We start from the raw sequence: 21,856 nt of genomic DNA, 5'->3' as shown, positions 1-21,856 counted from the left end.
CATATTACGAAAGCGTTTATTTCCTTACGACACGCTGTTCTGGGCAACGTGATGACCTGATATCCCTCAGATACTTTACAAAAGTGGAGTATGTGCACGCCGAATCTATTCGCGCCCACAGTGGAGGGACTATCGTGAACACGCATCATTCTGAATGGAACGAACAGGTCGGCGGGGCATCGCCCGTTGCGACGCCGTCGTCCGGCGGACATCTCGTCACGCGTCGAAGCGCGCTCGCGGGTGCCTTGGTTGCCGGCCAGGTGGGCCTCTTTGCGGCAACCGACGCCTTTGCCGAGGAAGCGCCGCAGGACGTGCAGCAGACCGCGGAGGCCCAGCAACCGGCAACGTCCGAACAGGCGACCCAGCCCGCGCCCGCCCTGCTGACGCAGCCGTTCCTCCAGATTCCGGAGGCCGATTCCGTGAACGTCGTCTGGTTCACGGAGGTGGATACGGAGGCGAACGTCGTCCGGCTGTTCGAGAACGGGCAAGACGCACCCTACTCGCGCCAAGTTGAGGCGGAGACGACCGAACCGGCGCGCATTCGCGATAACAACGGCAAGCCGCATAAGGTGTATCGGCACGAGGCCGTGGTGACGGGGCTGCCCGCCTTTACGGGACGAGATGCCGAACGGATTCCCTACCAGGTGCTTTCTGGTTCCTGGAAGGATAAGGAGACCTCCGAGCTTTCCGATGACGCCGCGGTGAGCGGTATCAACCGTCTGCAGGCCCAGGCGCAGCCGGGTGCCCCGCTCAAGGTCCTGCTGACCTCCGACATTCAGCGCAAGAAGATGGTTCCCGCCAACATGCAGAAGCTCCATGAGCTGTTCCCGCAGATCGACGTGGTGCTTGCCAACGGCGACATCGTGGACCGCGGCGACGGCTTCGAGGACTGGTTCAGCGACGTCAAGGATAACCAGTGCTCCTACTTCGGCGTCTACCAGGGCACCGAGCAGCATGTGGTGAACGGGAACACCTACTCGGGCGCGCCGCTGCTTCAAAACGCGCCCAGCTACACGGCGATTGGCAACCACGAGACGATGGGCGTGTACACGGGTGCGATCGCGGAAGATGACAAGACCGATGTGCTGTCCTCCGAGTTCAACAATCCCAAACCCCGCGCCTATGCCGAGGCACTGTACCAGGAGCGCGCCGCCAAGGTGAATCCTTCCGGCGATCCCGTCGTCAAGGAGCAGTTCATCCTCGATAACTCCTGGAACGTACAGAGCTACAGCGACATTCTCTCCCTGCCCAAGAGCAACGAGGGGGATGAGCGCTACTACGCCGTGACGATCGGCGATATCCGCCTCGTCGTGCTCAACGTGGCGCGTATCTGGCGCTCCAACGGCATGGGCGATACGTCGGCGACGCGTTACGTGGATCCCGCCGGCGCAACCGGTCCCACGGATGCAGCGCGCGGCTTTGGTGACCATATCTTCGACCCCATCAAGAAGGGGAGCGACCAGTACAACTTCCTGCTGGGCGAACTCAAGAGCGCTGAGTTCCAAAATGCCAAGTACAAGATGGTCATGTTCCACTGGCAGTTCCACAGCCTGGGCGGCAACGCGATTCCCTGCTACACGGATCCGGTTGAGAACAAGGTGACGCTTGCCGACGGACGCGAGCAGATCGTCTACACCTACCCGATGGACCAGGACTACCTCTTAAACGACGTTGAGCCGCTGTTCGAGCAGTACGGTGTGGACCTTATCTTCAACGCTCACTCCCACCTGTGGAATCGCTTCAAGACGGCGAGCGGCATCAATATCCTGGAGACGTCCAACAACGGCAACTCGTACAGCGCCTTCCTGGACACGCTCTCGCGCAAAGACGGTGGCTACCCTGCTGCCATTGCGCCGGGCTTCACCGGGGACAAGGCGCTTGCCGCCCCGTATCGGGGCCATGAGGCGGACTACGTGGTGCAGGGCGACCCCTATGGTCTCTCGCCGCAGATGCCCACGCACGGCGAGGCGGCGCTTGCGAATAGCGGCAAGCCCTATTTCATGAGCAACGACGTGACCGAGTTCTCGGTGCTCGATACCGAGAAGGGCACCGTCGACAGCTATTGCTTCGACACCAAGGGGGACCCGACGGCGAAACCGGTGCTCTTTGACTCGTTCCCCATCTGGCGCACGCCCGATCGCGCGTACGGCTACGACGGAAACGGCGTGCTCGAGAAGGTCGCGAGCTATGCCACCGGTTATTCCTCCCAAGATGGCGGCGTTGCCGAGATCGTGGCGGTGAGCGCCGCGTCGGCGCGCGCCTATCTGGTGAATGGCCACGAGCAGACGCTCGATGTGGTCGACCTATCCGGTTTGAAGGAGGGTGTGTCGGCGGGCGCGGCGGTTGAGCTCAAGATGCTCAAGCGCCTCGACGTGTCGAAGATGATCGAGGGGTTCGCGTTCGGCGACATCACGAGCGTGGCGGTGAACGAGGCGCGCAAGCTGGTTGCCGTTGCCGTGCAGGCCAAGGGCTATGCCGACCGCGGACGGGTGCTGCTGCTCACCCTGGATGGCGAGTACAGCGCCGACTACGAGGCGGGCGTTCAGCCCGACATGGTGTGCTTTACCCCTGACGGCTCCCGTGTCCTCACGGCGGACGAGGGCGAGCCGCGCGAGGGATTTGGCGCGGGAACGGTGGATCCCAAGGGTTCCGTCACCATCGTGGACCTCGACACCAAGCAGGCGACCACCGTGTACTTTGACGCGTGGGACGCGCGGCGCGATGCGCTGACGGCGCGGGGCGTGCTGCTGAAGAAGGGACTGAACCCCTCGACGGACTTTGAGCCCGAGTACATCGCCGTCTCACCGGATTCCACCCGCGCGTTCGTCACGCTGCAGGAGGCCAACGCCGTGGCGACCCTGGACCTCGGGCAGGGGGCGTTCACCTCGGTCGATCCTTTGGGATTCAAGAACCATCTGATCGCGACGAACGAGATCGATGCCTGGAAGGACAAGAAGGTCGACATCCGGTGGGGCAACCTGCGCGGCGTGTATATGCCGGACGGCATTGCCTGCCTGGAGAAGGATGGCAAGACCTACGTGCTCACGGCAAATGAGGGCGACGCGAGCGAGTGGGGTGAAGGGGACGCTGCGTATACCAACATCAAGGAGGACGTCGTTGCCGTCGATGCGCTTTGGCAAGACGTCAAGGCTGAGGTGCTGGACCCCGACAAGATGGACGGTCTGCCCGCTCCGGCGCTCGACGGGAATGGCAATCCGGCGCCGGGCACGCCGAAGTACATGCTCGGCGGCCGCTCCTTCTCCGTCTACGAGAAGACGGACGACGGCCTCGTTCAGGTATTCGACAGCGGAAGCGACTTCGAGCGCATCACGGCGAAGCGCTATCCCGACCATTTCAACGCGTCGAACAAGAACAACAAGCGCGACAGCCGAAGCGATGCAAAGGGGCCGGAGCCGGAGAGCGTGGTCGTGGGTTCGGTGGGCGACAAGGTGTACGCCTACGTGGGGCTTGAGCGCATTGGCGGCGTGATGGCCTACGATGTGACCGATCCCGCGAATCCGGCGTTCGTGGACTACATCAATACCCGCGACTTCTCGGTCGACTTCCCCAAGAAGGGATGCGATCCGGCACAGGGGGACGTGTCTCCGGAGGGCTTGGCCTTTGTGCCGGCGTCGTCGAGCCCCACGGGATACCCGCTGGTATTTGCCGCGCATGAGGTCTCGGGAACGCTTGCCGTGTATCAGCACAAGGATGGTTTCGTGAAGCCGAATGCGGGCGGCGGCAATAACCCTGGCGGCAACGGCGGCAACGGCAACAACGGCAACGGTCAGGGCGGGTCGAACACCGGCAATCCGAATGCGAGCGGCGGCAAGAAGCCCGCGACGAAGCGAAACCTGCCCCAGACGGGCGACGATAGCCTCGCCGCGGTCGTCGGGGCGGCAGCCCTCGGTGCCGGTGTGATTGGCGCCGGCATCTACGGAGCCGCGCGCCCCAATGATCAGTCCGACGAGGGCTAGACCGTTCTCTCTGTTTAAGCGCCCTGCAGGAGGTCGACGGCCGCGTCCAACCCCGCAGCCGCCGGCCTCTCCCATTTTGGGGACGCTTCTCATTATTCAAAAAACCACCCCTGCACATGCGTCTCCAGCGCCCCGAGACGCCTTCGCTGTGGTTCTCCCGCCACTTTTTCTCGAATCCGCTCCAAAAATGGTGGAATAAGCTCAGTTCTGTATAGTTGGGGAGCGTCTATGGTCACCAACGCGGTCCAAGCCCCTCATGTTACTGAACAAATTAGATAAGAATGTGGTGCAACGTGGGCCCAGCACCCCATGTAAAGCCGGTTTGGGAGCGCTGTCACCCTGAAAAGCCCCCGGGAACTTTACAGAACTGAGCTTCTCCCACCGGTCTTGCAGCCGTGCGGCGAAAAAAGTGGTGTGCGTCCCCCTTCGGGACCGTCGATCGTGGTCCAGTCCACGCGATCCCCTCGAGGTTGTCTGAGAACGCCCCCTCGACGACCGCCGCCCCGCCGACGCGCCTGCGACGGCACCAGCCGGTCGCGTTGCGCTCCAGGTGAACGCCTATCGCTCCCATGTGCTGGAGATCCCCCGACCGGTGCGGCGGTTGACGCCTTCCCGTCTCCAGGCTGTGACAACGCGGGCCTCTCGCCGCGGGCGGCGTCGGGGCGCGTATACTGATGCCGCATGAACCGACCTTCTCTGCTAGGGAGCGCATCATGGCGAAGCCGGCACCGCTCGATTACGTGAACCGCCTGACCGGGCTGGGGGCACATGCTGCCGCCTACGAGCCACGAGACCGTTCGAAGCTGCAGGTGGCGGACGCCGATCTGACCGCCGTGCTCGCCGGTGAGCGCCATCTGCTGTTCGATGGCGGCATGGGTACCATGCTGCAGGCCGCGGGGCTCGAGGCGGGCGCGCTGCCTGAGCTCCTCTGCATCAGCAACCCGGATGAGGTGACGGGCATCCATGCCGCGTATGTGGCGGCGGGAAGCGAGGTCGTCACCACCAACACCTTTGGCGCTAACCGGGCCAAGCTCGAGGCGGAGGGCGGCGGCGCGTACACCGTGGACGAGGTCTTTGCCGCTGCCGTCCGGTGCGCGCGCAACTCTGGGGCGCGCTACGTGGCGGGTGACATCGGGCCCCTGGGCACGCTGCTCCGTCCGCTCGGCACCATGACCTTCGATGAGGCTTACGAGCTCTTTGCCGAGGAGGTGCGCGCCGGCGTGGCCGCGGGCGTGGATCTCTTCATCATCGAGACCATGACGGACCTGCTCGAGATCAAGGCCGCGGTGCTTGCCGCCAAGGAGAACTCCAACCTACCCATCTTCGCTACCATGACCTTCGAGGCCGATGGGCGTACCTTCCTGGGCACGAGCCCCGAGGTTGCCGCGGTGACGCTCGAGGCGCTCGGCGTGGACGTGCTGGGCATCAACTGCTCGCTCGGCCCGGCACAGCTCCGGCCCTTTGCCGCCCGCATGCTCGAGGTCACGAGCCGCCCCGTCATGGTGCAGGCCAATGCGGGCCTGCCGCGCGTAGAAGACGAGCGCACGGTCTACGACATCACGCCGCAGGAGTACGCCGACGCCGTGGCCGGCATGGTGGAGGACGGCGTGCGGGTGGTCGGCGGGTGCTGTGGCACCAACCCCGACTACATTCGCCTGTTGAACGGGCTCATCGAGCCGCGGGGCATCGCTCCGGAGGTCCGCCCCGCCACGCCTGCGCCCGCGCTCACGACCACCTCGGCCCAGACGCTGGTGAGCCTGCCGGCGACCGCGCATCGGATCGCCGTTATCGGCGAGCGCATCAACCCCACCGGTAAGAAGCGCCTGCAGGCGGCTCTGCGCGCGGGCGACATGGACTACGTGGTGAGCCAGGGCATCAGCCAGCAGGAACAGGGTGCGGACATCCTGGACGTGAACGTGGGCCTGCCCGAGATCGACGAGGTGGAGACCATCCAGCGCGCCGTGGAGTCGCTGTCCGCGGCCACGCTGCTACCCTTGCAGATCGATTCCACCGACCCCGCCGCCGTGGAGGCCGCCGTACGCCGCTACGCCGGCAAGCCCATCATCAACTCGGTGAACGGCAAGCGCGAGATCATGGACCAGATCTTCCCCATCGTGGCGCACTACGGCACGGACGTGATCGGCCTGGCGCTCGACGAGGACGGCATTCCCGAGACGGCTGAGGCCCGCTTCGCCATCGCCCGGCGCATCGTGGGCGAGGCCGCGCGCTGGGGGATCGGGCCCGAGCGCATCCTCATCGACTGCCTGGTCATGACCGCCTCGACCAACCAGCGCCAGGTGGAGCAGATCCTGCGCGCGGTGAGCATGTGCAAGGAGCGCTTGGGTGTGAAGTGCGCGCTCGGCGTCTCCAACGTGAGCTTCGGCTTGCCCGCGCGCGAGCTGCTGAACGCCACGTTTCTCTCGGCCGCGTTCGGTGCCGGCCTGGATGCGCCGATCATGAACCCGGGCAGCGCGCGCTACATGGATGCCGTGCGCGCCTACCGTGTGCTCGACGCCGAGGACGAGGGCTCGGTGGCCTTCATCGAGCGATATGCCGGCTGGGCCGACCCGTACAAGGTTCCCGTCGGCGCGGGTGCTTCTGGCGCTTCGGGCGCGAGCGCGCCGAGCGCGCCGAGCGCGTCTGGGGCTCTGCCGGCGGGGACGAGCGCGGGTGCAAGCAGCTCCATTCGCCAGCTGGTAATCTCGGGCCGCAAGGGCGAGGTCGCGCCGCTTACCGAGGAACTGCTCAAGACGACCGATCCCATGGAGCTCATCAACGAGCAGTTCATCCCCGCGCTCGACGAGGTGGGCGAGCGCTTCGACAAGGGCGAGTTCTTCCTGCCGCAGCTCATGGCCTCCGCCGAGGCCGCGCGCGCGGGTTTCGATACCATCAAGCGCCTCATGCCCGCAAACGAGATCGCGGACAAGGGCTCGATCGTGCTGGCCACGGTCAAGGGCGACATCCACGACATCGGTAAGAACATCGTGAAGATGCTGCTGGACAATTATGGCTACACAGTCTTCGACCTCGGACGCGATGTGGAGCCACAGGCCGTGCTGGACGAGGTGCTCAAGCGCGATATCCATCTGGTTGGCCTCTCCGCGCTCATGACCACGACCGTCGCCAACATGGAGGAGACCATCAAGCTGCTCCACGCCAAGGCGCCGGGGGTGAAGATCATCGTCGGCGGCGCGGTGCTGACGCCTGAGTACGCCGAGCAGATCGGCGCCGACTACTACGCCAAGGATGCCGCGGAGAGCGCGCGCATCGCCGAGGAGGTTTTCGGAGCGTAGGGGCCTCGGCCCGGAGCGGGACGCCGGAGGGGCGTGCGACCCCTTTCGAGCGAACTGAGGAAACCTCACGCCGAACGCCAGGAACGAGCAGCGGAAACGGGCCCGAATTGAAACCGCGCCCATCTTCGTTTTGCTCGTTCCTGCGCGTTCGGCGCGAGGTTTTCCAGTTTCGCGAGAACGGAGAGCACGCCCCTCCGGCGTCCCGCTCCGGGCAGAGGCCCCTACGCGCTGTAGCAGGTGGTGCCGCGCGCGCGGAACCGGCATTCCTCGCGGAGACGGCAGATGTTGCAGGTGGGACGGCTCTTGGCATCGTGTACCGGGCCGTCGAAGAGGCCGATCATCGCCGTCACGCTCTTCGTGGGGAGCAAGAGGTTGGTGGGCGTCACGGTGAGGCCGATCAGGCGCGCGGCGTTGAGCGCGGCGACGATGCTGCGCTGCGCGGCAAGCGGACAGTCTCCATAGCCGCAGCTGAAGCGCCAGTTGCAAGAGAGTCCCAGCTGGGCTGCGCTGTCGCGCACGGCGTCGTCCATCTGGCCGACGGCCGCTTCCACGTAGGCCGAGCAAGCGGCATCGAAGACGGCGCTTTCCAGTGGGTGCTGGCTGCCGAGCATGCGGAGCTTGCGCTCGCTCGCCATACCGAGGGTGCAGGCGAGGAGCGCACAGTAACGCGCGTCTTTGAGATGACGGTAGATATCGCGTCCGGTGAGCTCCACAGCGGTGCCTATCAGGCGGATGCAGGGTTCGCCGGTGGCGTCCGTCTCGCTTGCGTCCACGGCAAAGACGCGCCGCACGCCGCGAGGGGAGATGTCGCGCTCCAGGTCCGTGACCACGTGCTCGATGCGCTGCTCGAGTTCGGGTTCGATGTCCTGGCCTGAGTAGCCCAGGTAGCGAAGCATCTCCGCGCGGTTGAGCCAAGGGTGCTCGTCGGCCGTTGGTTGATAGAGGGCGGGGCGGGCGAGCCCGGCGGGAACGTCGGAGGCTGAAGCGGACGAGGTCATCACGCGCCTCTGATCGCGCTCATGCAGGCGCGGGCGACGCTCGGGCGGTTCATGGCGTAGACGTGCAGGCCCTCGGCGCCATGGTCGCGCAGATTCTCGAGCTGGCGGCAGGCGTACTCGATGCCGGCGGCGCGGAGCGAATCCGGGTCGTTCTCGTAGCGGGCCAGCAGCTTGATGACGGGGGAGGGGAGCGAGGCGCCGCACATGAAGACCATGCGGGCAACCTGGTCCTTGCTCATGAACGGCATGATGCCGGCGGTGACGGGCACGGTGATACCGGCCTTGTCGGCGCGCTCGCGAAAGCGGTAGAAGTACTCGTTATCGAAGAAGAGCTGCGTGACGAAGAAGCTCGCGCCCGCGTCCTGCTTCTGCTTGAGGTGCTCGATCGAGGTCTGCAGGTCGTCGCACTCGATGTGCCCCTCGGTGTAGGCGGCCGCGCCCACACAGAAACCGGCGTCTACCAGCTGAGGAATGATGTCCTTGGCGTAGTGGAAGTCGGGCGTGTCCGGGATGTTCGAGGCATCGTGCGGTACGTCACCGCGGAGCGCCAACACGTTCCGGATGCCGTGCGCGCGGAAGTCCTCGATCTTCTCCTTGAGACCCTCGCGGGTAAGGGAGATGCAGGTGAGGTGAGCTACCGAGGGAATACCCAGCTCATCGGTAATCATATGGGCGATGTCTGCCGTGGCGCCCTTGTTGCCGGAGCCGCCGGCGGAGTACGTGACGCTGATGAAATCGGGGTGCAGCTCGGCCCAGGAACCTGCCACCTCGCGGGCCTTCTCCATGGTGAGGTCTCCCTTGGGCGGGAACATCTCAAAGGAGACGGGGAGCGCGCCCGCCTGTTTTGCCTGCTTGAAGATATCGTCTACGCGCATGTGGTTCCCCTCGGTCCGCGTTGTCTCTGGTCTTTCCTCTGGCGGGAGATTCTACCGCAGCGTGCTCTGCCGGTGCGGGTTGAGGCGGAAACACCGCACGACCGAACGAGTAAAACGAGAAAGGGATCTGCTCGTTCGATAGCGCGGTGTTTTGCCCCCGAAGAAGTCCGGTGAGGCCGTGTTTGCTTCGCTGTTATGCATATCAGATGATGCTTTATGCAATCTGATGGCCGTCACGCGCCTCTCTGACCTCCTGCGCTACGCTCAGGGGAGATGTTTCGCGCCGGCAACGTCCCGTTAACGACGGCGAAACACGGCGCTTCTAATCTACCGAGTTGTTCTCAGGTCGCTGCGTCCGCCGCCAGAAGGCATAGGACGCCCAACGAAGGGAGTTCCGCATGGCCGATCTTACCGACCGCTTCGGAACCGAGGTGTTCTCGGAAGCCGTGATGAAGAAGTGGCTGCCGAAGGACGTCTACAAGAAGATGGTTGCCACCATCGAGGAGGGCAAGGCGCTCGACATCGATGTTGCCAACGCCGTTGCCCATGCGATGAAGGAGTGGGCGCTGCTGCACGGCGCCACGCACTACGCGCACTGGTTCCAGCCGCTCTCCGGCATCACCTCCGAGAAGCACGACAGCTTCCTCGAGCCCGTGCATGACGGCACCGCCATCACCAAGTTCTCGGGCAAGGAGCTGATCCAAGCCGAGCCGGACGCTTCCAGCTTCCCCAACGGTGGCCTGCGCGCCACCTTCGAGGCCCGCGGCTACACCGCGTGGGATCCCACGAGCCCTGCCTTCATCAAGGACGAGGTGCTCTGCATCCCCACGGCGTTCTGCAGCTACACCGGCGAGGCACTCGACAAGAAGACCCCGCTGCTGCGTTCCATGACCGCGCTGGACAAGGCCGCCAAGCGCGTGCTCGCCTACTTTGGCAAGGACCCCAAGCGCGTCGTCACCAACGTCGGCAACGAGCAGGAGTACTTCCTCATCAAGAAGGAGGCCTACCGCAAGCGCCGCGACCTGGTGATCACCGGCCGCACGCTCTTCGGCGCCGCCCCCTGCAAGGGTCAGGAGCTCGAGGAGCACTACTTCGGCGCCATCCGTCCGACCGTCTCCGCCTATATGAAGGATCTGGACGACGAGCTCTGGGCGCTCGGCATTCCGGCCAAGACCAAGCACAACGAGGTCGCCCCGTGCCAGCACGAGCTCGCCCCCGTGTACTCCGAGGCTAACCAGGCCATCGATAACAACCTGGTGACCATGGAGAAGATGAAGCTCATCGCTTCCCGTCACGACCTGGTGTGCCTGCTGCATGAGAAGCCGTTCGAGGGCATCAACGGCTCTGGTAAGCACAACAACTGGTCCATCGGCTCCGAGTCTGAGAACCTGCTCGATCCGGGTGACACCCCTGCCGACAATCTGCAGTTCGTGGTCTTCCTGACGAGCGTCATCGCCGCCGTGGACGAGTACGCCGAGCTGCTGCGCGCGAGCGTTGCCTCGGCCGGTAACGATCACCGCCTGGGCGCGAACGAGGCGCCCCCCGCGATCATCTCCATCTTTCTGGGCGACGCGCTCACCGAGGTCGTCGAGAAGATCGTCGACGGCGAGGCTTCCGTCCATGCCAAGCATGGCGTGCTCGATCTGGGCTCCGACATCCTGCCCAAGCTGCGCCAGGACAACACCGACCGCAACCGTACCTCCCCGTTTGCCTTCACCGGCAATAAGTTCGAGTTCCGCGCGCTCGGTTCCGAGGCCAACCCGTCCGACGCCAACATGGTGCTCGACTGCGCCGTCGCCAAGACGCTTAACGATTTCTCCGCTGCTATGGAGGGCGTCTCCGAGGATGACTTTGAGGAGCGTGCGCTCGAGTTCTGCAAGCAGAGCCTGACCGCGCATCGTCGCGTACTCTTCGACGGCAACGGCTACTCCGACGAGTGGCCCGTTGAGGCCGAGAAGCGCGGCCTGCCCAACCTGCACACCACGGCCGACGCGCTGCCTGCGTTTGCCGCCGACAAGGCCGTCGAGCTCTTCAGCAGCTTGGGCGTGCTGTCCAAGGTTGAGGTGCTCAGCCGCTACGAGGTCAAGCTCGAGAAGTACAACAAGCTGCTGAACATCGAGGCCACGACGATGATCCGCGAGGCTCGCCGCACCTATCGTCCGGTGATCACCGCCTATGCCACCAAGGTTGCCAAGGGCCTGGAGGCTATCCGTGCCGCCGGCGCCGAGGCTGCGATGCAGTGCGAGCAGAACACGCTCAACAAGCTGTGCAACGGCATCACCGATATCAACGATTCCATCAAGGCCCTGGACGCCGTGCACCAGAAGGCCGAGGGCACCGAGGATGCTCAGGAGCAGGCCAACGTGTACGCGCACGAGGTCGTGCCTGCCATGGAGACGCTGCGCACCGCCGTGGACAGCATGGAGGAGCTCGTGGCCGCCGACTACTGGCCGGTGCCCACGTACGACGACATCCTGTTCTACGTGTAGGCTCGCTTTCCCGGGACTGAGCGAGGGGCCCCTGTGCCCTTCGCTCAGCCAGCGACTCTCCTGATGCTTGTGTGGTAATTTACTTGCTTGAAGACCGCTCCTCGGCCCTCGCCGGGGAGCATTTTTCTGTAGAAGCGCGGCTCTCGGGCAAAACGAAAAAGGGCTCGGAGCCAGCGTTGGTTCCGAGCCGTTATCTTCAAGGGTGCCCCCAGCGGGATTCGAACCCGCGATATCCACCTTGAAAGGGTGGCGTCCTAGGCCGCTAGACGATGGGGACAGCGCGCAAGAGTATAGCAGAGTTTCCGCATGGTCGGCACCGTGCTGCAAAAGGCGGCGCTTACGTGGGATTAACGCCTTTCGCCGAGCGCTCGCGCGGGGCCAGGTTCCGCCCGCCTATCATCCCGTACGTAAGAAGCTGTGCCCTCCACAAAGGAGAATTCCATGAACGTCCAGACCGTCGCGCGAGCAGGTATCTCCGTCGCGCTCCTCGCTATCTCCGCTTGGGTGAGTTTGGCCATCGGTCCAGTTCCCTTTACGCTGCAGACCATGGTGCTCGCGCTCCTGCCGGCGGTGCTCGACCGCCAGGGTGCCTGCCTGGCCGTTGCCGCATATCTGCTGCTGGGGGGCATCGGCCTGCCCGTGTTCGCGGGCTTTGGAGCAGGCATCGGGACGCTGGCCGGTCCCACGGGTGGCTTTCTATGGGGATTCCTCATTGGCATCTTTGCCGCGACGACGCTCGTGCGCGTGCTGCCGGAGAGCATGCCGGAGCTGGCGCGCTTGCTGTTCGCGGATGTCACCATGCTACTCATCGCCTACGCATGCGGTACCGTCCAGCTCATGGCCGTGGCCCAGCTCAGTCTTCCTGGTGCCCTTGCCGTGGCGGTGATTCCGTTCATCATTCCGGATGCCGTGAAGCTCTTTGTGGGGGCGAGCATCGGCTTGGCGGCGCATCGTGCCCTGGGCCGCGCGCACCTGGCATCGTAGGCGTACCTGCAGAATCGGGGGCGCTGCGCTGAAGCATCGTTCGGCACAGCGCCGGGTGAACCTTCGAAGCTAAGCCCCTGCCGCGGCCAGCCGCTCGGCGTGGCGCTGAGCAGGCGTCATATCGGCCCGCGGCGTCAGGATCACGCGGGTTCGGCAGTAGTCGGAGCAAAGATCGCAGCCGGCGCACGCATCCGGATCGATGAACGCTGCGGGCGGGCGAAAGCTGAGGGCCGGGCACGCGGTGATCTGCACGCAGCGCATGCATCCCACGCACGAGACGCGCTCCACCTCGGCGGGGGCGAGGATGGCCGTGCGCTGGAGCTGAGCGCAGGGGGAGGCGAAGACCAGGGCGTGTACCCCGCCCGCCTCCACAAGCTCACGAAGCATGTCCCCGGTGCCTGCGGTGTCAAGCGGATCGGCGAGCGCGATGCTCGAGTAGCCAAGACGCTGCAGATGCCGGCCGAGGTCGGTCACCGCGCCCTCGCTCAGAAAGACCTTGCTCGACGCCATGACGCAGAGAATCGCGCACGCCCCCTCGCCGGCGAGCTGCTCCGCGCCAAACCGCGTGCCATCGTCGGCGGCAACATCGGCGTCCAGGACGAAATGCGCGCATACCACCGAACCAGGCTCCTCGGGCGTACCCTGGGGTACCGGCTTGTTGTACATGGACATGAGCTCGGCCTGACCGCCGGGACAGGCGGTCGCTGCGGGGTGCACGTGTCCCACCGCGGGGCAGCCGGCCTCTCCGCAGATCACGTGTCCGCGTCCTCGGCGAATGACATCCTTAACCACCACATATGCGGCGCGATGCGGACATCCGGCGCAGCAGATGCCCCGTTGCGGTTTGAGCATGAGAGCCAGTCCCTCCCCAGAGTCGGCGTTCGCGCTACTCGGCGTCCTTGGATTTCTCCGCATCAACCGGCTCGCGGCTGATGAGTTCAAGGTCGAAGTTGATTGCGCTCCCAGCCATGGGGTGGTTGAAATCAAAGTAGGTGTCGCCGTCGTCCTCCACGCGGAGCACACGAGCGAGCTGCTGATAGCCCTCGCCGTTCATGAGGTAGATCATCTGCCCCACCACGAGGTCGTCGTAGTTGGGAATCTCGATGGTGGGCATGTGGTACACGAGTTCGGGCGTGCGCTCACCATAGGCGTCTTTGGGCTCCAGATGGATTTGCTTCTTCTCGCCGGGCTGCATGCCGACGACGGCCGCCTCAAAGCCGGGAACGACCTCGTGCGCCCCCTCAACATAGGTGAGCGGCTCGCGCCCCTCGGTGGTGTCGAACACCTCGCCGTCGTCAAAGCTGCCGGTATAGTGCACGGTTACTCGGTTCTTGAGTGAAAAGCCAGACACGCCTCGTCCTCTCCAAAAGCGATGTTGAACCTTGCTAATGTAGCGCAAGCGCGCGGTGGGCGGTTAGCGCAAAACGCGCGGCTGAGGTTCCAACATGCGATTTCCAAGAGGACGAGGCCGTGTCTGGCTTCTGGCTTTAGGTTGCAGGGGCCAGCCTACTCCTCGAGCAAGCGCTTGACCTCTTCGGAGTCCTTCGAGCTCGTGGGATCGGCCTTGCGACCGTCGGGCAGATAGGCATCGACGCCCGCCCAAGCCGAGATCTTCTCCTTCAGCTGGTCGGAGCCGCCGTCCTTGCCCTTGACCGCGGTGCGCTGGCTCTCGATGGCGTTCGAGATCCAGGCCACGAGCCACGGGTTCTGATTCTCGACGGCGCGCGGCACCACGAGCGGCGTGGACTCCAGGCCCTCGCGGATGAGCGCGTTGATGCCCAGCATGTTGTACCAGAGCGACGAGTTCTTGCCATCGTTCGCGGCGAAGGTATAGCCCCCCTGGGCCTCTCTGCCCTTGCCGGTAAGGACGACCCAGGGCTGCTTGGTCACGAGCTTGAGTCCGTTCTCAAAGGTTACGGTCTCCTCAAAGCCCAGGTCGCGCACGGTGACATCGTATTCGCAGTGCAGGTCTTCCAGCGAGTAGGGGCCGTGCGGATTGGGCATGCCGTGCGTGGCGAAGAACGATGAGAGCTCGCCTTTGCGCGTCCTCATCATGATGCCCTTGCCCTGCATCATCATGACGCCCATGACGCTCAGTGCGCCAAAAAGCGCGATGGCGCCGATGCTCTCCAGGGTGGTCTCGGAGGGATCGGAGATCAGGATGTAGAGCGAGACGAGCGTGAGCGGGATGCCGAACACGAGGCAAAAGATGCCCATCTTGCGGTAATAGGCCATGTTCTGCTGCTTGTAGACGTCGCGGAACCATGCCATCGTCATCTCCACGCGGTAGGTGAGCGGCGTGTGTCCGGACTGGCCACCGCCTGCGGAGGTGCTTGTGCTCGGGGCCGGGGTAGTTTGATCTGCCATACCGGGTACTTCCTTTGGTTGCAGTGCGCCATCGCGGAATGCGGGGCGTCACTGCTTCCATTGTCCGTACGGTTTATCAAGTGTGTGTCATGGCTATGCGTTGTGATAGACAAGATACGGTCAAGCGGGGGGGGTTCGGCTGTGGCGACGCGGCAGCTGGGTTCGCGCGAAAGGGCAGCCCGGACTCGTGCATCGCTTGGAGCCTTTAGAACCCGTTGGCGCGCGCGAATTCCTCGGAAGCGTCGCTGATGCCGGGCACGTCTGCCGCCCAGGTGGCGAAGTCGGGCGTGTCCGAGATGATGCCGTCCGCCTCCCAGGTGGCCTGGTGGCTCAGCTCCCATGCATGGCGCACGGGTGGACGAACGGGCAGGTAGGGACTCAGGTAGATGGGATTCAACAGGAAGAAGGCGCCGCCTTCGCAGCGCTTGGAGAAGTCGCGGAGTGCGCGCTGGGCGCTTTTCTCGCGGCCGAGTTTGTAGAGCAGAACCGCGCGGCCGAGAAGGTACCACGGGGAATTCTCGATCGTCCCGACGGCGCTTGCGTTATCCGCGCTCGGTAGTCTGCCATCCAGGTCATGCGCGGCGGCGAAAAAGCCCTCTTCGTCTTCCAGGCGGGCGCAGGCGAGGAGCAGCACGCCGCCCGCGTGCGTGAGGTAGCCCTCTGCGCGAACGACCTGCCGCGCATAGCGCGCGGCGGCACGATACCGTGCGCTCGCAAGACAGAGCTGGGAAATGGCCTCGAGCGTATGTAGCCACCCGATGACTTCGGGTTCCGCAACGGTGCGTTCCACTGCGGTTTCGCCGGTTTTGGCAAGCGAGCGCTCGTTCCAATAATGCGGCGCGTCCGGATCGAACCCCTCAACGGCGCCACAGAGGTAGGAGCGCACCCGCTCCTCGAGTGCGAGCAGGTCGCGCAGGCAGTAGTCGAGGGGCACGTCGGCGAGCATGATCTTCGAGCACTGCGCATCGACGCATAGGCGGTCGACCTCGCAGAGCTTCGCGAGCGTGGTCTGCGCTTCGCCGAAGATCTTGGCCTGGCGCCGTTCGAACTCCTCGTCGGAGAGGTCGTCGAGCCCGGTCAGGTCGCGCATCATGCGGTTGTGAACGTCGGCATAGGCGAGCAGCACGCGGGCGTGCTCGCTCGTGGCATAGCGCTCAGGATGCTTTGTCACTTCCGCGTGGAGCAGTTCCCGGGCGGCAGAGGTGAGGTCCGGATGCGAGGCCAGGTATTGGCGCTCAAGGTAGGCGGGGAGGTAGGCAGCAGGTTCCATGGCGAATCAATTCTCGCTGCTCGGGCGAGGCGCTCGGTAATTCCGTGCGTTCGCGCGGTCCTTCTCGTCTAGCGCGTCGGTAACGACCTCGTGCTCGGCGATCCACACGGCAAAGCTCGCGTTGTCGGGAGCCCCCAGGCCCTCTTGGAGCAGCGGGGTCGCTTCGCTGATGGCGAGGATAAGCTCGTCGTCGCTGCCGGGCGTCACCGCCACGCGAGAATACAGGCCCTCGGGAAACTCCATCTGCTGGTAGAGCGCTTGGGCCGCATTGGGGCAGGAGCGCACCAGGGTACCCAGCAGTTTGCGTGCGCCTGCGTTGTCAAACGCGCGCCACGCGGCGCTCAGCTGGGCCAAGAGCGTCCAGGGGTCGGGCCGCTTCTCGGAAAGGTGATGGCGGCGCTGCAACGGACTGCCCGCCTGATAGGCCACGGCGTGCCGACGACGGAAGCGCCGGAGCTCGTCTTGATCGGCTTCGAGCTTGGCCAGGGAGAGCATGCCGGTGTGTCGAACGCCGGCGGGATCGGTTGGTGCGAGCGCAAGGCTCTGTTCGGCCACTTCGAGTGAGGCTCGGTATCGCCCGGCAATGAGCAGGCGCGACGAGAGGGTTGCAAGCCAGCGCAGGTACGGGCGAGTTTCCAGCTCGACTGCAAGTTCGCGCTCGAAGGGGCTGCGGGCCTCGTCGGCGGCGGCGTGGGCATCTTCAAGCACCTGGCCTACGTGCTCGGAGAGATAGGAGACGAACCCCGTGGTGGACTCGGCGTCGATCTCGGCGAGCATGCGCCGGGCGTCCCAGTTGCGATCGTCCAGCTCGACGGCCTCTTCGAGGTAGCCGACAGCCAGGTCTTCCTGGCGATCCGCCTCGGTCTCGTCCGTGAGGAACGGTACCCGGTAGTCTGCGAGCACGGCGGCCCTGGCGGTGAGGTGGAACGAACGGTCGCGATCCGTTTTGACCAGCGGCGCGGGATCGCCCTCGTACGTTGCAAGGCAGTGCTCCACGTAGGCCTCATCGGTGATGGAGATGTTCTCGCGGCGCATGTTCTGCAGTATGAGGCGCTGGCAGTCCTCCTGCAAAGGGTCAAAGGCCATGGCGCCTCCCTTCGAGCTTCGGTAATTGGAACACTATACCCCTTTGGCGCACCAAGGTAGGCGGAGCAGGCGAAGGCTGCGCGGGCGGGTCGGACCACGCGGGGCGGCGGGTGCTACGAGAGCGATGTGGCGTCGGCCTCGTTCGCAACAACCTCGACCACCATGCCGTGCGGTAGGCAAACGATCTGCTCGCCCTCTTGGCGGATGGGGTCGTGGTCGACGCAGACCTGGTTGGCGCAGTTCGCCTTGGTCACATCAACCTCGCCGTCTTTGATCTGCACGACGTTCCAGTCGCCTGCCTTGGTCTTTACGGTGTACGTAGCGTCAGAGCTCAGCGGATCTGCACGATAGAAGCCGTCCTTGGTCTGGCAGACCACCACCGGGCCACCCTCCGCGCTGCTGCCGGCGGCGGTGACGCGGGAGAGCAGCCACCAGCCTCCAAAGGCAACGAGTGCCGCGGCCAGAGCGACGACAAGCAGTCGATCGCCTTTCTTCATGGCTGTCACCTCCCGGGAGGATAAGAATCTTCGCCGTTGTTTAACGCAGAGTCCAGTCTATAGAAAGAGGTCCGAGTACGCGGGGAATCACGAATTCGCCGCACGGATGGGGGAGTAAAATAGATGCCGATGAACCTTGCAAAGCGACTTGAGAACGTCGCGTGCGATCGCCTGGCGCGATGTTCCCAATCCCTGGTCAATACGGGGCCAAAGGGGCTCCGTCCAATATCAAGCCAAGAGGGGCTTGTGAAGTGGAGGCAAGATATGGGACAGTTCACCAATCCGCGCGACTTGTACTTTGGTGAGGGCGCTCGTCATGAGGTGAAGAAGCTCAAGGGCAAGCGCGCCATCGTCGTCACCGGTGGCGGCTCCATGCGTCGCGGTGGCTTCCTGCAGGACGTGGAGGCCGACCTCAAGGAGGCCGGTTTCGAGGTCCAGCTGTTCGAGGGCGTCGAGTCCGACCCGTCCGTTGAGACCGTCATGCGCGGCGCCAAGGCCATGACCGAGTTCCAGCCCGACTGGATCATCGGCATCGGCGGCGGTTCGCCCATCGACGCCGCCAAGGCCATGTGGCTGTTCTACGAGTACCCGGACGAGACCTTCGAGGAGGCCGTGGTCCCGTTCAGCTTCCCCGAGCTGCGCCAGAAGGCCAAGTTCTGCGCCATCTCCTCGACCTCCGGCACCGCGACCGAGGTCACCGCGTTCTCCGTCATCACGGACTACGAGAAGGGCATCAAGTACCCGCTGGCCGACTTCAACATCACGCCCGATGTGGCCATCGTGGACCCCGAGCTCACCTATACCATGCCGCAGAAGCTCTGCGCCCACACCGGCATGGACGCGCTGACGCACGCCATCGAGGCCTACGTCTCCACCGCCAGCTCCATGTTCACCGACGCCAACGCGCTGCACGCCATCCGCGAGATCGTCGAGTGGCTGCCCAAGAGCTACCAGGGCGACCATGAGGCCCGCGCCCACATGCACGAGGCCCAGTGCATCGCCGGCATCGCCTTCTCCTCGGGCCTGCTCGGCATCGTGCACTCCATGGCGCACAAGACCGGTGCCGCCTACTCCGGCGACCACATCATCCACGGCTGCGCGAACGCCATGTACCTCGGCAAGGTCATTCAGTTCAACGCCAAGGTGCCCGCGGCCAAGACGCGCTACGCCTACATCGCCAAGGAGATCTTGCACCTGGCCGGCGAGACCGAGGACGAGCTCGTGGAGGCCCTGGTCCAGGAGATTCGCGACCTCAACGACAAGCTGGATGTTCCGCAGGGCATCAAGAACTACGGCCAGTACGGCGTGAAGGCCGACGAGTCCATCATCGACTACGCCGAGTTCGAGGCCAAGAAGTCCGAGGTGGCCGCCAACGCGCTGCTGGACGCCTGCACGCTCTCCAACCCGCGTAAGCCCACGCAGGAGGAGATGGAGCAGCTGCTCGAGTGCGTCTACAAGGACGAGCCCGTCAACTTCTAAGCTCCTGTCGGGTTATTTCTGACTGCACGTGGCACATGGGGATCGTCTCCATGTGCCACTTTTTCTTTTTGCACGAATCCGTATGACGAGGTGCTATCCTTTCGACTCAATGCATAACAAAGGCTGCAATATGCGGCTGCGTTGAGGGGAGACCCTATGGCATACAAAGTTGCTGTGGTCGGTGCCGCAGGCTATGCGGGGGCCGAGCTGGTTCGCTTGCTCTTACAGCATCCGGATTTCGAGCTGGTGGCCATCACGTCGAACGCCGACGCCGGTCAGGCGCTCTCAAGCGTCTATCCGGCGTTTACCGGTGTCTCGGACCTGGTGTTCACCACGCACGACGACCCGGCGCTCGCAATCTGCGATGCCGTGTTCCTCGCCGTGCCGCACACCGCAGCGCTGGCGATGGCACCGCAGCTGCACGCTGCCGGCGTTACCGTGATCGACCTTTCCGCGGATTACCGCCTGAGCGATCCTGCCATATACGAGGCGTGGTACCAGACGCCGCATACATCGCCCGAGCTGCTGGCGGAGCGCGCATTCGGGTTGCCGGAGCTCTTCGCCGATGGGCTCGCCGTCGCGGCCGAGCGCCGTGCGGCGGGAGATGCCGTGCTTGTGGCTTGCGCGGGCTGCTATCCCACGGCGACCTCCCTTGCCGCTGCCCCCGCGATTCGAGCGGGTTGGGTTCGCGAGGACGCGCCGATCGTGGTGGATGCCATCTCGGGCGTCACGGGCGCCGGCAAGGGTTGCAACGCGCGCACGCATTTCTGCTCGGCAGACGAGAACCTCGAGGCCTACGGCGTGGGGAGCCATCGTCATACGCCCGAGATCGAGCAGATTCTTGGCGCGCCCGGTCGCGTGGTCTTCACGCCGCACCTGGCGCCGCTCAAGCGCGGTTTGCTGTCCACCGTTACGCTGCCGCTGACCGCGGAAGCTGCGGGCGCGGTTTCAACCGATGGGGCCGTGACCGCGTATCGCACCTTCTACCAGGAACGCTCCTTTGTGCGCGTGCTCGACGCGGGCAAGCAGCCGCAGACGGCCTCCGTGGTGGGGACGAACGTCTGCCAGGTGGGACTTTCCATGAACGCCCGCGCCGGCGTGCTCGTTGCCACGGGCGCGATTGATAACCTCTGCAAGGGTGCGGCGGGGCAAGCGGTGCAGTGCGCGAACATCGTGTTCGGGCTCGACGAGCGACGAGGTTTGCCCCTGACCGCCCTGCCCGTCTAAGAAACGCCTGCTCCTCCCATTTCAGAAATGAGGCTCCCATGAAATTCGCGTATGAATCGCGCCCGGTCGCGCCCGCCGAGGAAACGGCGCAGCTCCTGTTCGAGGCCCTGCCGTGGATCAAGAACCTGACCGGTAAGACGGTCGTTATCAAGTACGGCGGCGCGGCGATGGTGGATGTACGACTCCGCGCTGACGTTATGAGCGATATCGTGCTGCTCAAGATCATCGGCATGAACCCGGTGATCGTGCACGGAGGCGGCAAGGCCATCAATGAGGCACTTGCGCACTACGACCTGCCTGTGGAGTTCAGGGACGGTCAGCGCGTCACCACGACGGAGACGATGGAGATCGTGCGCGAGGTGCTGGTGGGAAAGGTCAACCAGGAACTGGTCGCCGCGGTAAACGCCCATGGCAACCTGGCCGTGGGGGTGTCCGGATCGGACGCGGGCACCATCGTGGCCACCGAGCTCGACCCGGGGCTGGGGCGCGTGGGCAAGATCACCCGCGTCAACGCGGACTACCTGGAGAGCCTGATGGCAGCCGACTACATACCCGTGGTGGCGACGGTGGCGCAGGGAGAGGATGGCGGGTTCTACAACATCAACGCAGACGTTGCCGCGGGTCGCATCGCCGCCGCCGTGCACGCGCACAAGGTCATCTTCTTGACGGACGTGGACGGCCTGTACCAGGACTTCTCCGACAAGAACTCGCTTATCTCCAATCTCACACTGGAGGAGGCGGTAAAGATGATCGAGGACGGCGAGATTGCGCGCGGCATGATTCCCAAGTTGGAGAGCTGCGTGGCGGCGCTTGAGGGCGGCGTCTTCCGGGCGCACATCATCAACGGCACCACGCCGCACTCGCTGCTGCTGGAGCTGCTGACGGACACGGGCGTGGGTACGGTGATCCACTCCACGCAGGTAGCGTACGAGCATGATACGCAGCCCCATCCGCTGGGCGCGTTTGCCTCGCGCCTGTCCGAAAACCTGGATGAGGCTGAAGGAGAGGCGTAAAGGTCGCCCGGATTCCAACATCTGGCTACTGTTCCGCTATACTGGTTTCTTACGGGCGACTGGCGCAACGGTTAGCGCAGGTGCTTTACACGCACAAGGCTGGGGGTTCGAATCCCTCGTCGCCCACCACAGGTCAGGCACGGCCCCTCGCGAGGGGCCGTTTCCATGCCGCGGCCCCGAAACCCGATTCAATGCTCCGATTTGGATATTTTTTGCGCGAGTCGTAAAGGAGTTGTCAGGTGCCCGATTGGGCATGTCGGCACCCGTCTTCCGCCCACCGTGCATGCTACGATGTATCCAA

The 21,856-nt window shown here is 64.4% G+C and carries 15 protein-coding genes and 2 tRNA genes; 8 read left to right on the top strand and 9 right to left on the bottom strand.

The window, feature by feature from the left end; genetic code table 11:
• The first annotated feature begins 134 nt into the window (after nucleotides 1-134).
• On the top strand, nucleotides 135-3,977 hold the full coding sequence (locus tag GDJ97_RS07450) for a choice-of-anchor I family protein (protein ID WP_152070666.1): 3,843 nt from the start codon (nucleotides 135-137) through the stop codon (nucleotides 3,975-3,977).
• A 713-nt stretch (nucleotides 3,978-4,690) separates the two neighbouring features.
• Nucleotides 4,691-7,270, top strand: coding sequence for a homocysteine S-methyltransferase family protein (locus GDJ97_RS07445; RefSeq protein WP_152070665.1), 2,580 nt, complete (start codon nucleotides 4,691-4,693; stop codon nucleotides 7,268-7,270).
• Nucleotides 7,271-7,491: 221 nt separating this feature from the next.
• Here the strand turns inward: GDJ97_RS07445 and GDJ97_RS07440 are convergent, their stop codons facing one another.
• Entirely contained in the window at nucleotides 7,492-8,268 is a 777-nt protein-coding gene (locus GDJ97_RS07440) for a hypothetical protein (protein ID WP_152070664.1), read from the bottom strand.
• Entirely contained in the window at nucleotides 8,268-9,143 is an 876-nt protein-coding gene (locus GDJ97_RS07435) for a methylenetetrahydrofolate reductase (RefSeq protein WP_152070663.1), read from the bottom strand. The genes GDJ97_RS07440 and GDJ97_RS07435 overlap by 1 nt, the downstream gene beginning before the upstream one ends.
• A 398-nt stretch (nucleotides 9,144-9,541) precedes the next feature.
• On the opposite strand from GDJ97_RS07435, the gene GDJ97_RS07430 reads away from it, so the two are divergent.
• Nucleotides 9,542-11,632, top strand: coding sequence for a glutamine synthetase III (locus GDJ97_RS07430; protein ID WP_152070662.1), 2,091 nt, complete (start codon nucleotides 9,542-9,544; stop codon nucleotides 11,630-11,632).
• Between the two features lie 203 nt (nucleotides 11,633-11,835).
• On the opposite strand, the gene GDJ97_RS07425 is transcribed toward GDJ97_RS07430, so the two are convergent.
• Nucleotides 11,836-11,909: transfer RNA gene (locus GDJ97_RS07425), tRNA-Glu, on the bottom strand.
• Between the two features lie 164 nt (nucleotides 11,910-12,073).
• On the opposite strand from GDJ97_RS07425, the gene GDJ97_RS07420 reads away from it, so the two are divergent.
• The gene (locus tag GDJ97_RS07420; RefSeq protein WP_152070661.1) at nucleotides 12,074-12,616 is read left to right on the top strand and encodes a biotin transporter BioY; all 543 of its coding nucleotides are present in this window, start codon (nucleotides 12,074-12,076) and stop codon (nucleotides 12,614-12,616) included.
• Between the two features lie 69 nt (nucleotides 12,617-12,685).
• Here the strand turns inward: GDJ97_RS07420 and GDJ97_RS07415 are convergent, their stop codons facing one another.
• The 6 genes from GDJ97_RS07415 to GDJ97_RS07390 form a co-directional block, all read right to left on the bottom strand.
• Nucleotides 12,686-13,372: a hypothetical protein gene (locus GDJ97_RS07415; protein ID WP_226808911.1), complete on the bottom strand. Its 687-nt coding sequence runs from the start codon at nucleotides 13,370-13,372 to the stop codon at nucleotides 12,686-12,688.
• A 130-nt stretch (nucleotides 13,373-13,502) separates the two neighbouring features.
• Nucleotides 13,503-13,967, bottom strand: coding sequence for a peptidylprolyl isomerase (locus tag GDJ97_RS07410; protein ID WP_152070659.1), 465 nt, complete (start codon nucleotides 13,965-13,967; stop codon nucleotides 13,503-13,505).
• Between the two features lie 155 nt (nucleotides 13,968-14,122).
• Complete coding sequence (locus GDJ97_RS07405; protein ID WP_152070658.1) at nucleotides 14,123-14,983, bottom strand: hypothetical protein; 861 nt, start codon at nucleotides 14,981-14,983, stop codon at nucleotides 14,123-14,125.
• A gap of 205 nt (nucleotides 14,984-15,188) precedes the next feature.
• Nucleotides 15,189-16,253: a hypothetical protein gene (locus GDJ97_RS07400; protein WP_152070657.1), complete on the bottom strand. Its 1,065-nt coding sequence runs from the start codon at nucleotides 16,251-16,253 to the stop codon at nucleotides 15,189-15,191.
• Between the two features lie 6 nt (nucleotides 16,254-16,259).
• Nucleotides 16,260-17,339, bottom strand: a complete 1,080-nt coding sequence (locus GDJ97_RS07395; RefSeq protein WP_152070656.1) for a hypothetical protein — start codon at nucleotides 17,337-17,339, stop codon at nucleotides 16,260-16,262.
• Nucleotides 17,340-17,452: 113 nt separating this feature from the next.
• Nucleotides 17,453-17,836, bottom strand: a complete 384-nt coding sequence (locus GDJ97_RS07390; RefSeq protein WP_152070655.1) for a NusG domain II-containing protein — start codon at nucleotides 17,834-17,836, stop codon at nucleotides 17,453-17,455.
• Nucleotides 17,837-18,100: 264 nt separating this feature from the next.
• Between GDJ97_RS07390 and GDJ97_RS07385 the strand changes: the two genes are divergently transcribed.
• From GDJ97_RS07385 to GDJ97_RS07370, 4 genes are all read left to right on the top strand, one after another.
• Nucleotides 18,101-19,315: an iron-containing alcohol dehydrogenase gene (locus tag GDJ97_RS07385; RefSeq protein WP_152070654.1), complete on the top strand. Its 1,215-nt coding sequence runs from the start codon at nucleotides 18,101-18,103 to the stop codon at nucleotides 19,313-19,315.
• A 156-nt stretch (nucleotides 19,316-19,471) separates the two neighbouring features.
• A complete protein-coding gene (gene argC / locus GDJ97_RS07380; protein WP_152070653.1) occupies nucleotides 19,472-20,542 on the top strand; it encodes an N-acetyl-gamma-glutamyl-phosphate reductase in 1,071 nt (356 codons plus the stop codon).
• 38 nt (nucleotides 20,543-20,580) lie between these two features.
• Nucleotides 20,581-21,555 (top strand): acetylglutamate kinase, encoded by a 975-nt coding sequence (gene argB / locus GDJ97_RS07375; protein ID WP_152070652.1) that lies wholly within the window; start codon nucleotides 20,581-20,583, stop codon nucleotides 21,553-21,555.
• Between the two features lie 53 nt (nucleotides 21,556-21,608).
• Nucleotides 21,609-21,684 (top strand) — tRNA-Val (locus GDJ97_RS07370).
• Nucleotides 21,685-21,856 lie beyond the last annotated feature (172 nt).

Source organism: Collinsella sp. AK_207A (assembly GCF_902501965.1).
GTDB lineage: Bacteria > Actinomycetota > Coriobacteriia > Coriobacteriales > Coriobacteriaceae > Collinsella.
This window is presented reverse-complemented; position numbering and strand designations above follow the sequence as displayed.

Bases quoted from the DNA above. Each gene is read 5' to 3' on its own strand.
- GDJ97_RS07445 (WP_152070665.1), top strand. From the start codon at position 4,691: ATGGCGAAGCCGGCACCGCTCGATTACGTGAACCGCCTGACCGGGCTG.
- GDJ97_RS07440 (WP_152070664.1), bottom strand. From the start codon at position 8,268: ATGACCTCGTCCGCTTCAGCCTCCGACGTTCCCGCCGGGCTCGCCCGC.
- GDJ97_RS07435 (WP_152070663.1), bottom strand. From the start codon at position 9,143: ATGCGCGTAGACGATATCTTCAAGCAGGCAAAACAGGCGGGCGCGCTC.
- GDJ97_RS07430 (WP_152070662.1), top strand. From the start codon at position 9,542: ATGGCCGATCTTACCGACCGCTTCGGAACCGAGGTGTTCTCGGAAGCC.
- GDJ97_RS07420 (WP_152070661.1), top strand. From the start codon at position 12,074: ATGAACGTCCAGACCGTCGCGCGAGCAGGTATCTCCGTCGCGCTCCTC.
- GDJ97_RS07405 (WP_152070658.1), bottom strand. From the start codon at position 14,983: ATGGCAGATCAAACTACCCCGGCCCCGAGCACAAGCACCTCCGCAGGC.
- GDJ97_RS07400 (WP_152070657.1), bottom strand. From the start codon at position 16,253: ATGGAACCTGCTGCCTACCTCCCCGCCTACCTTGAGCGCCAATACCTG.
- GDJ97_RS07395 (WP_152070656.1), bottom strand. From the start codon at position 17,339: ATGGCCTTTGACCCTTTGCAGGAGGACTGCCAGCGCCTCATACTGCAG.
- GDJ97_RS07390 (WP_152070655.1), bottom strand. From the start codon at position 17,836: ATGAAGAAAGGCGATCGACTGCTTGTCGTCGCTCTGGCCGCGGCACTC.
- GDJ97_RS07385 (WP_152070654.1), top strand. From the start codon at position 18,101: ATGGGACAGTTCACCAATCCGCGCGACTTGTACTTTGGTGAGGGCGCT.
- argC (WP_152070653.1), top strand. From the start codon at position 19,472: ATGGCATACAAAGTTGCTGTGGTCGGTGCCGCAGGCTATGCGGGGGCC.
- argB (WP_152070652.1), top strand. From the start codon at position 20,581: ATGAAATTCGCGTATGAATCGCGCCCGGTCGCGCCCGCCGAGGAAACG.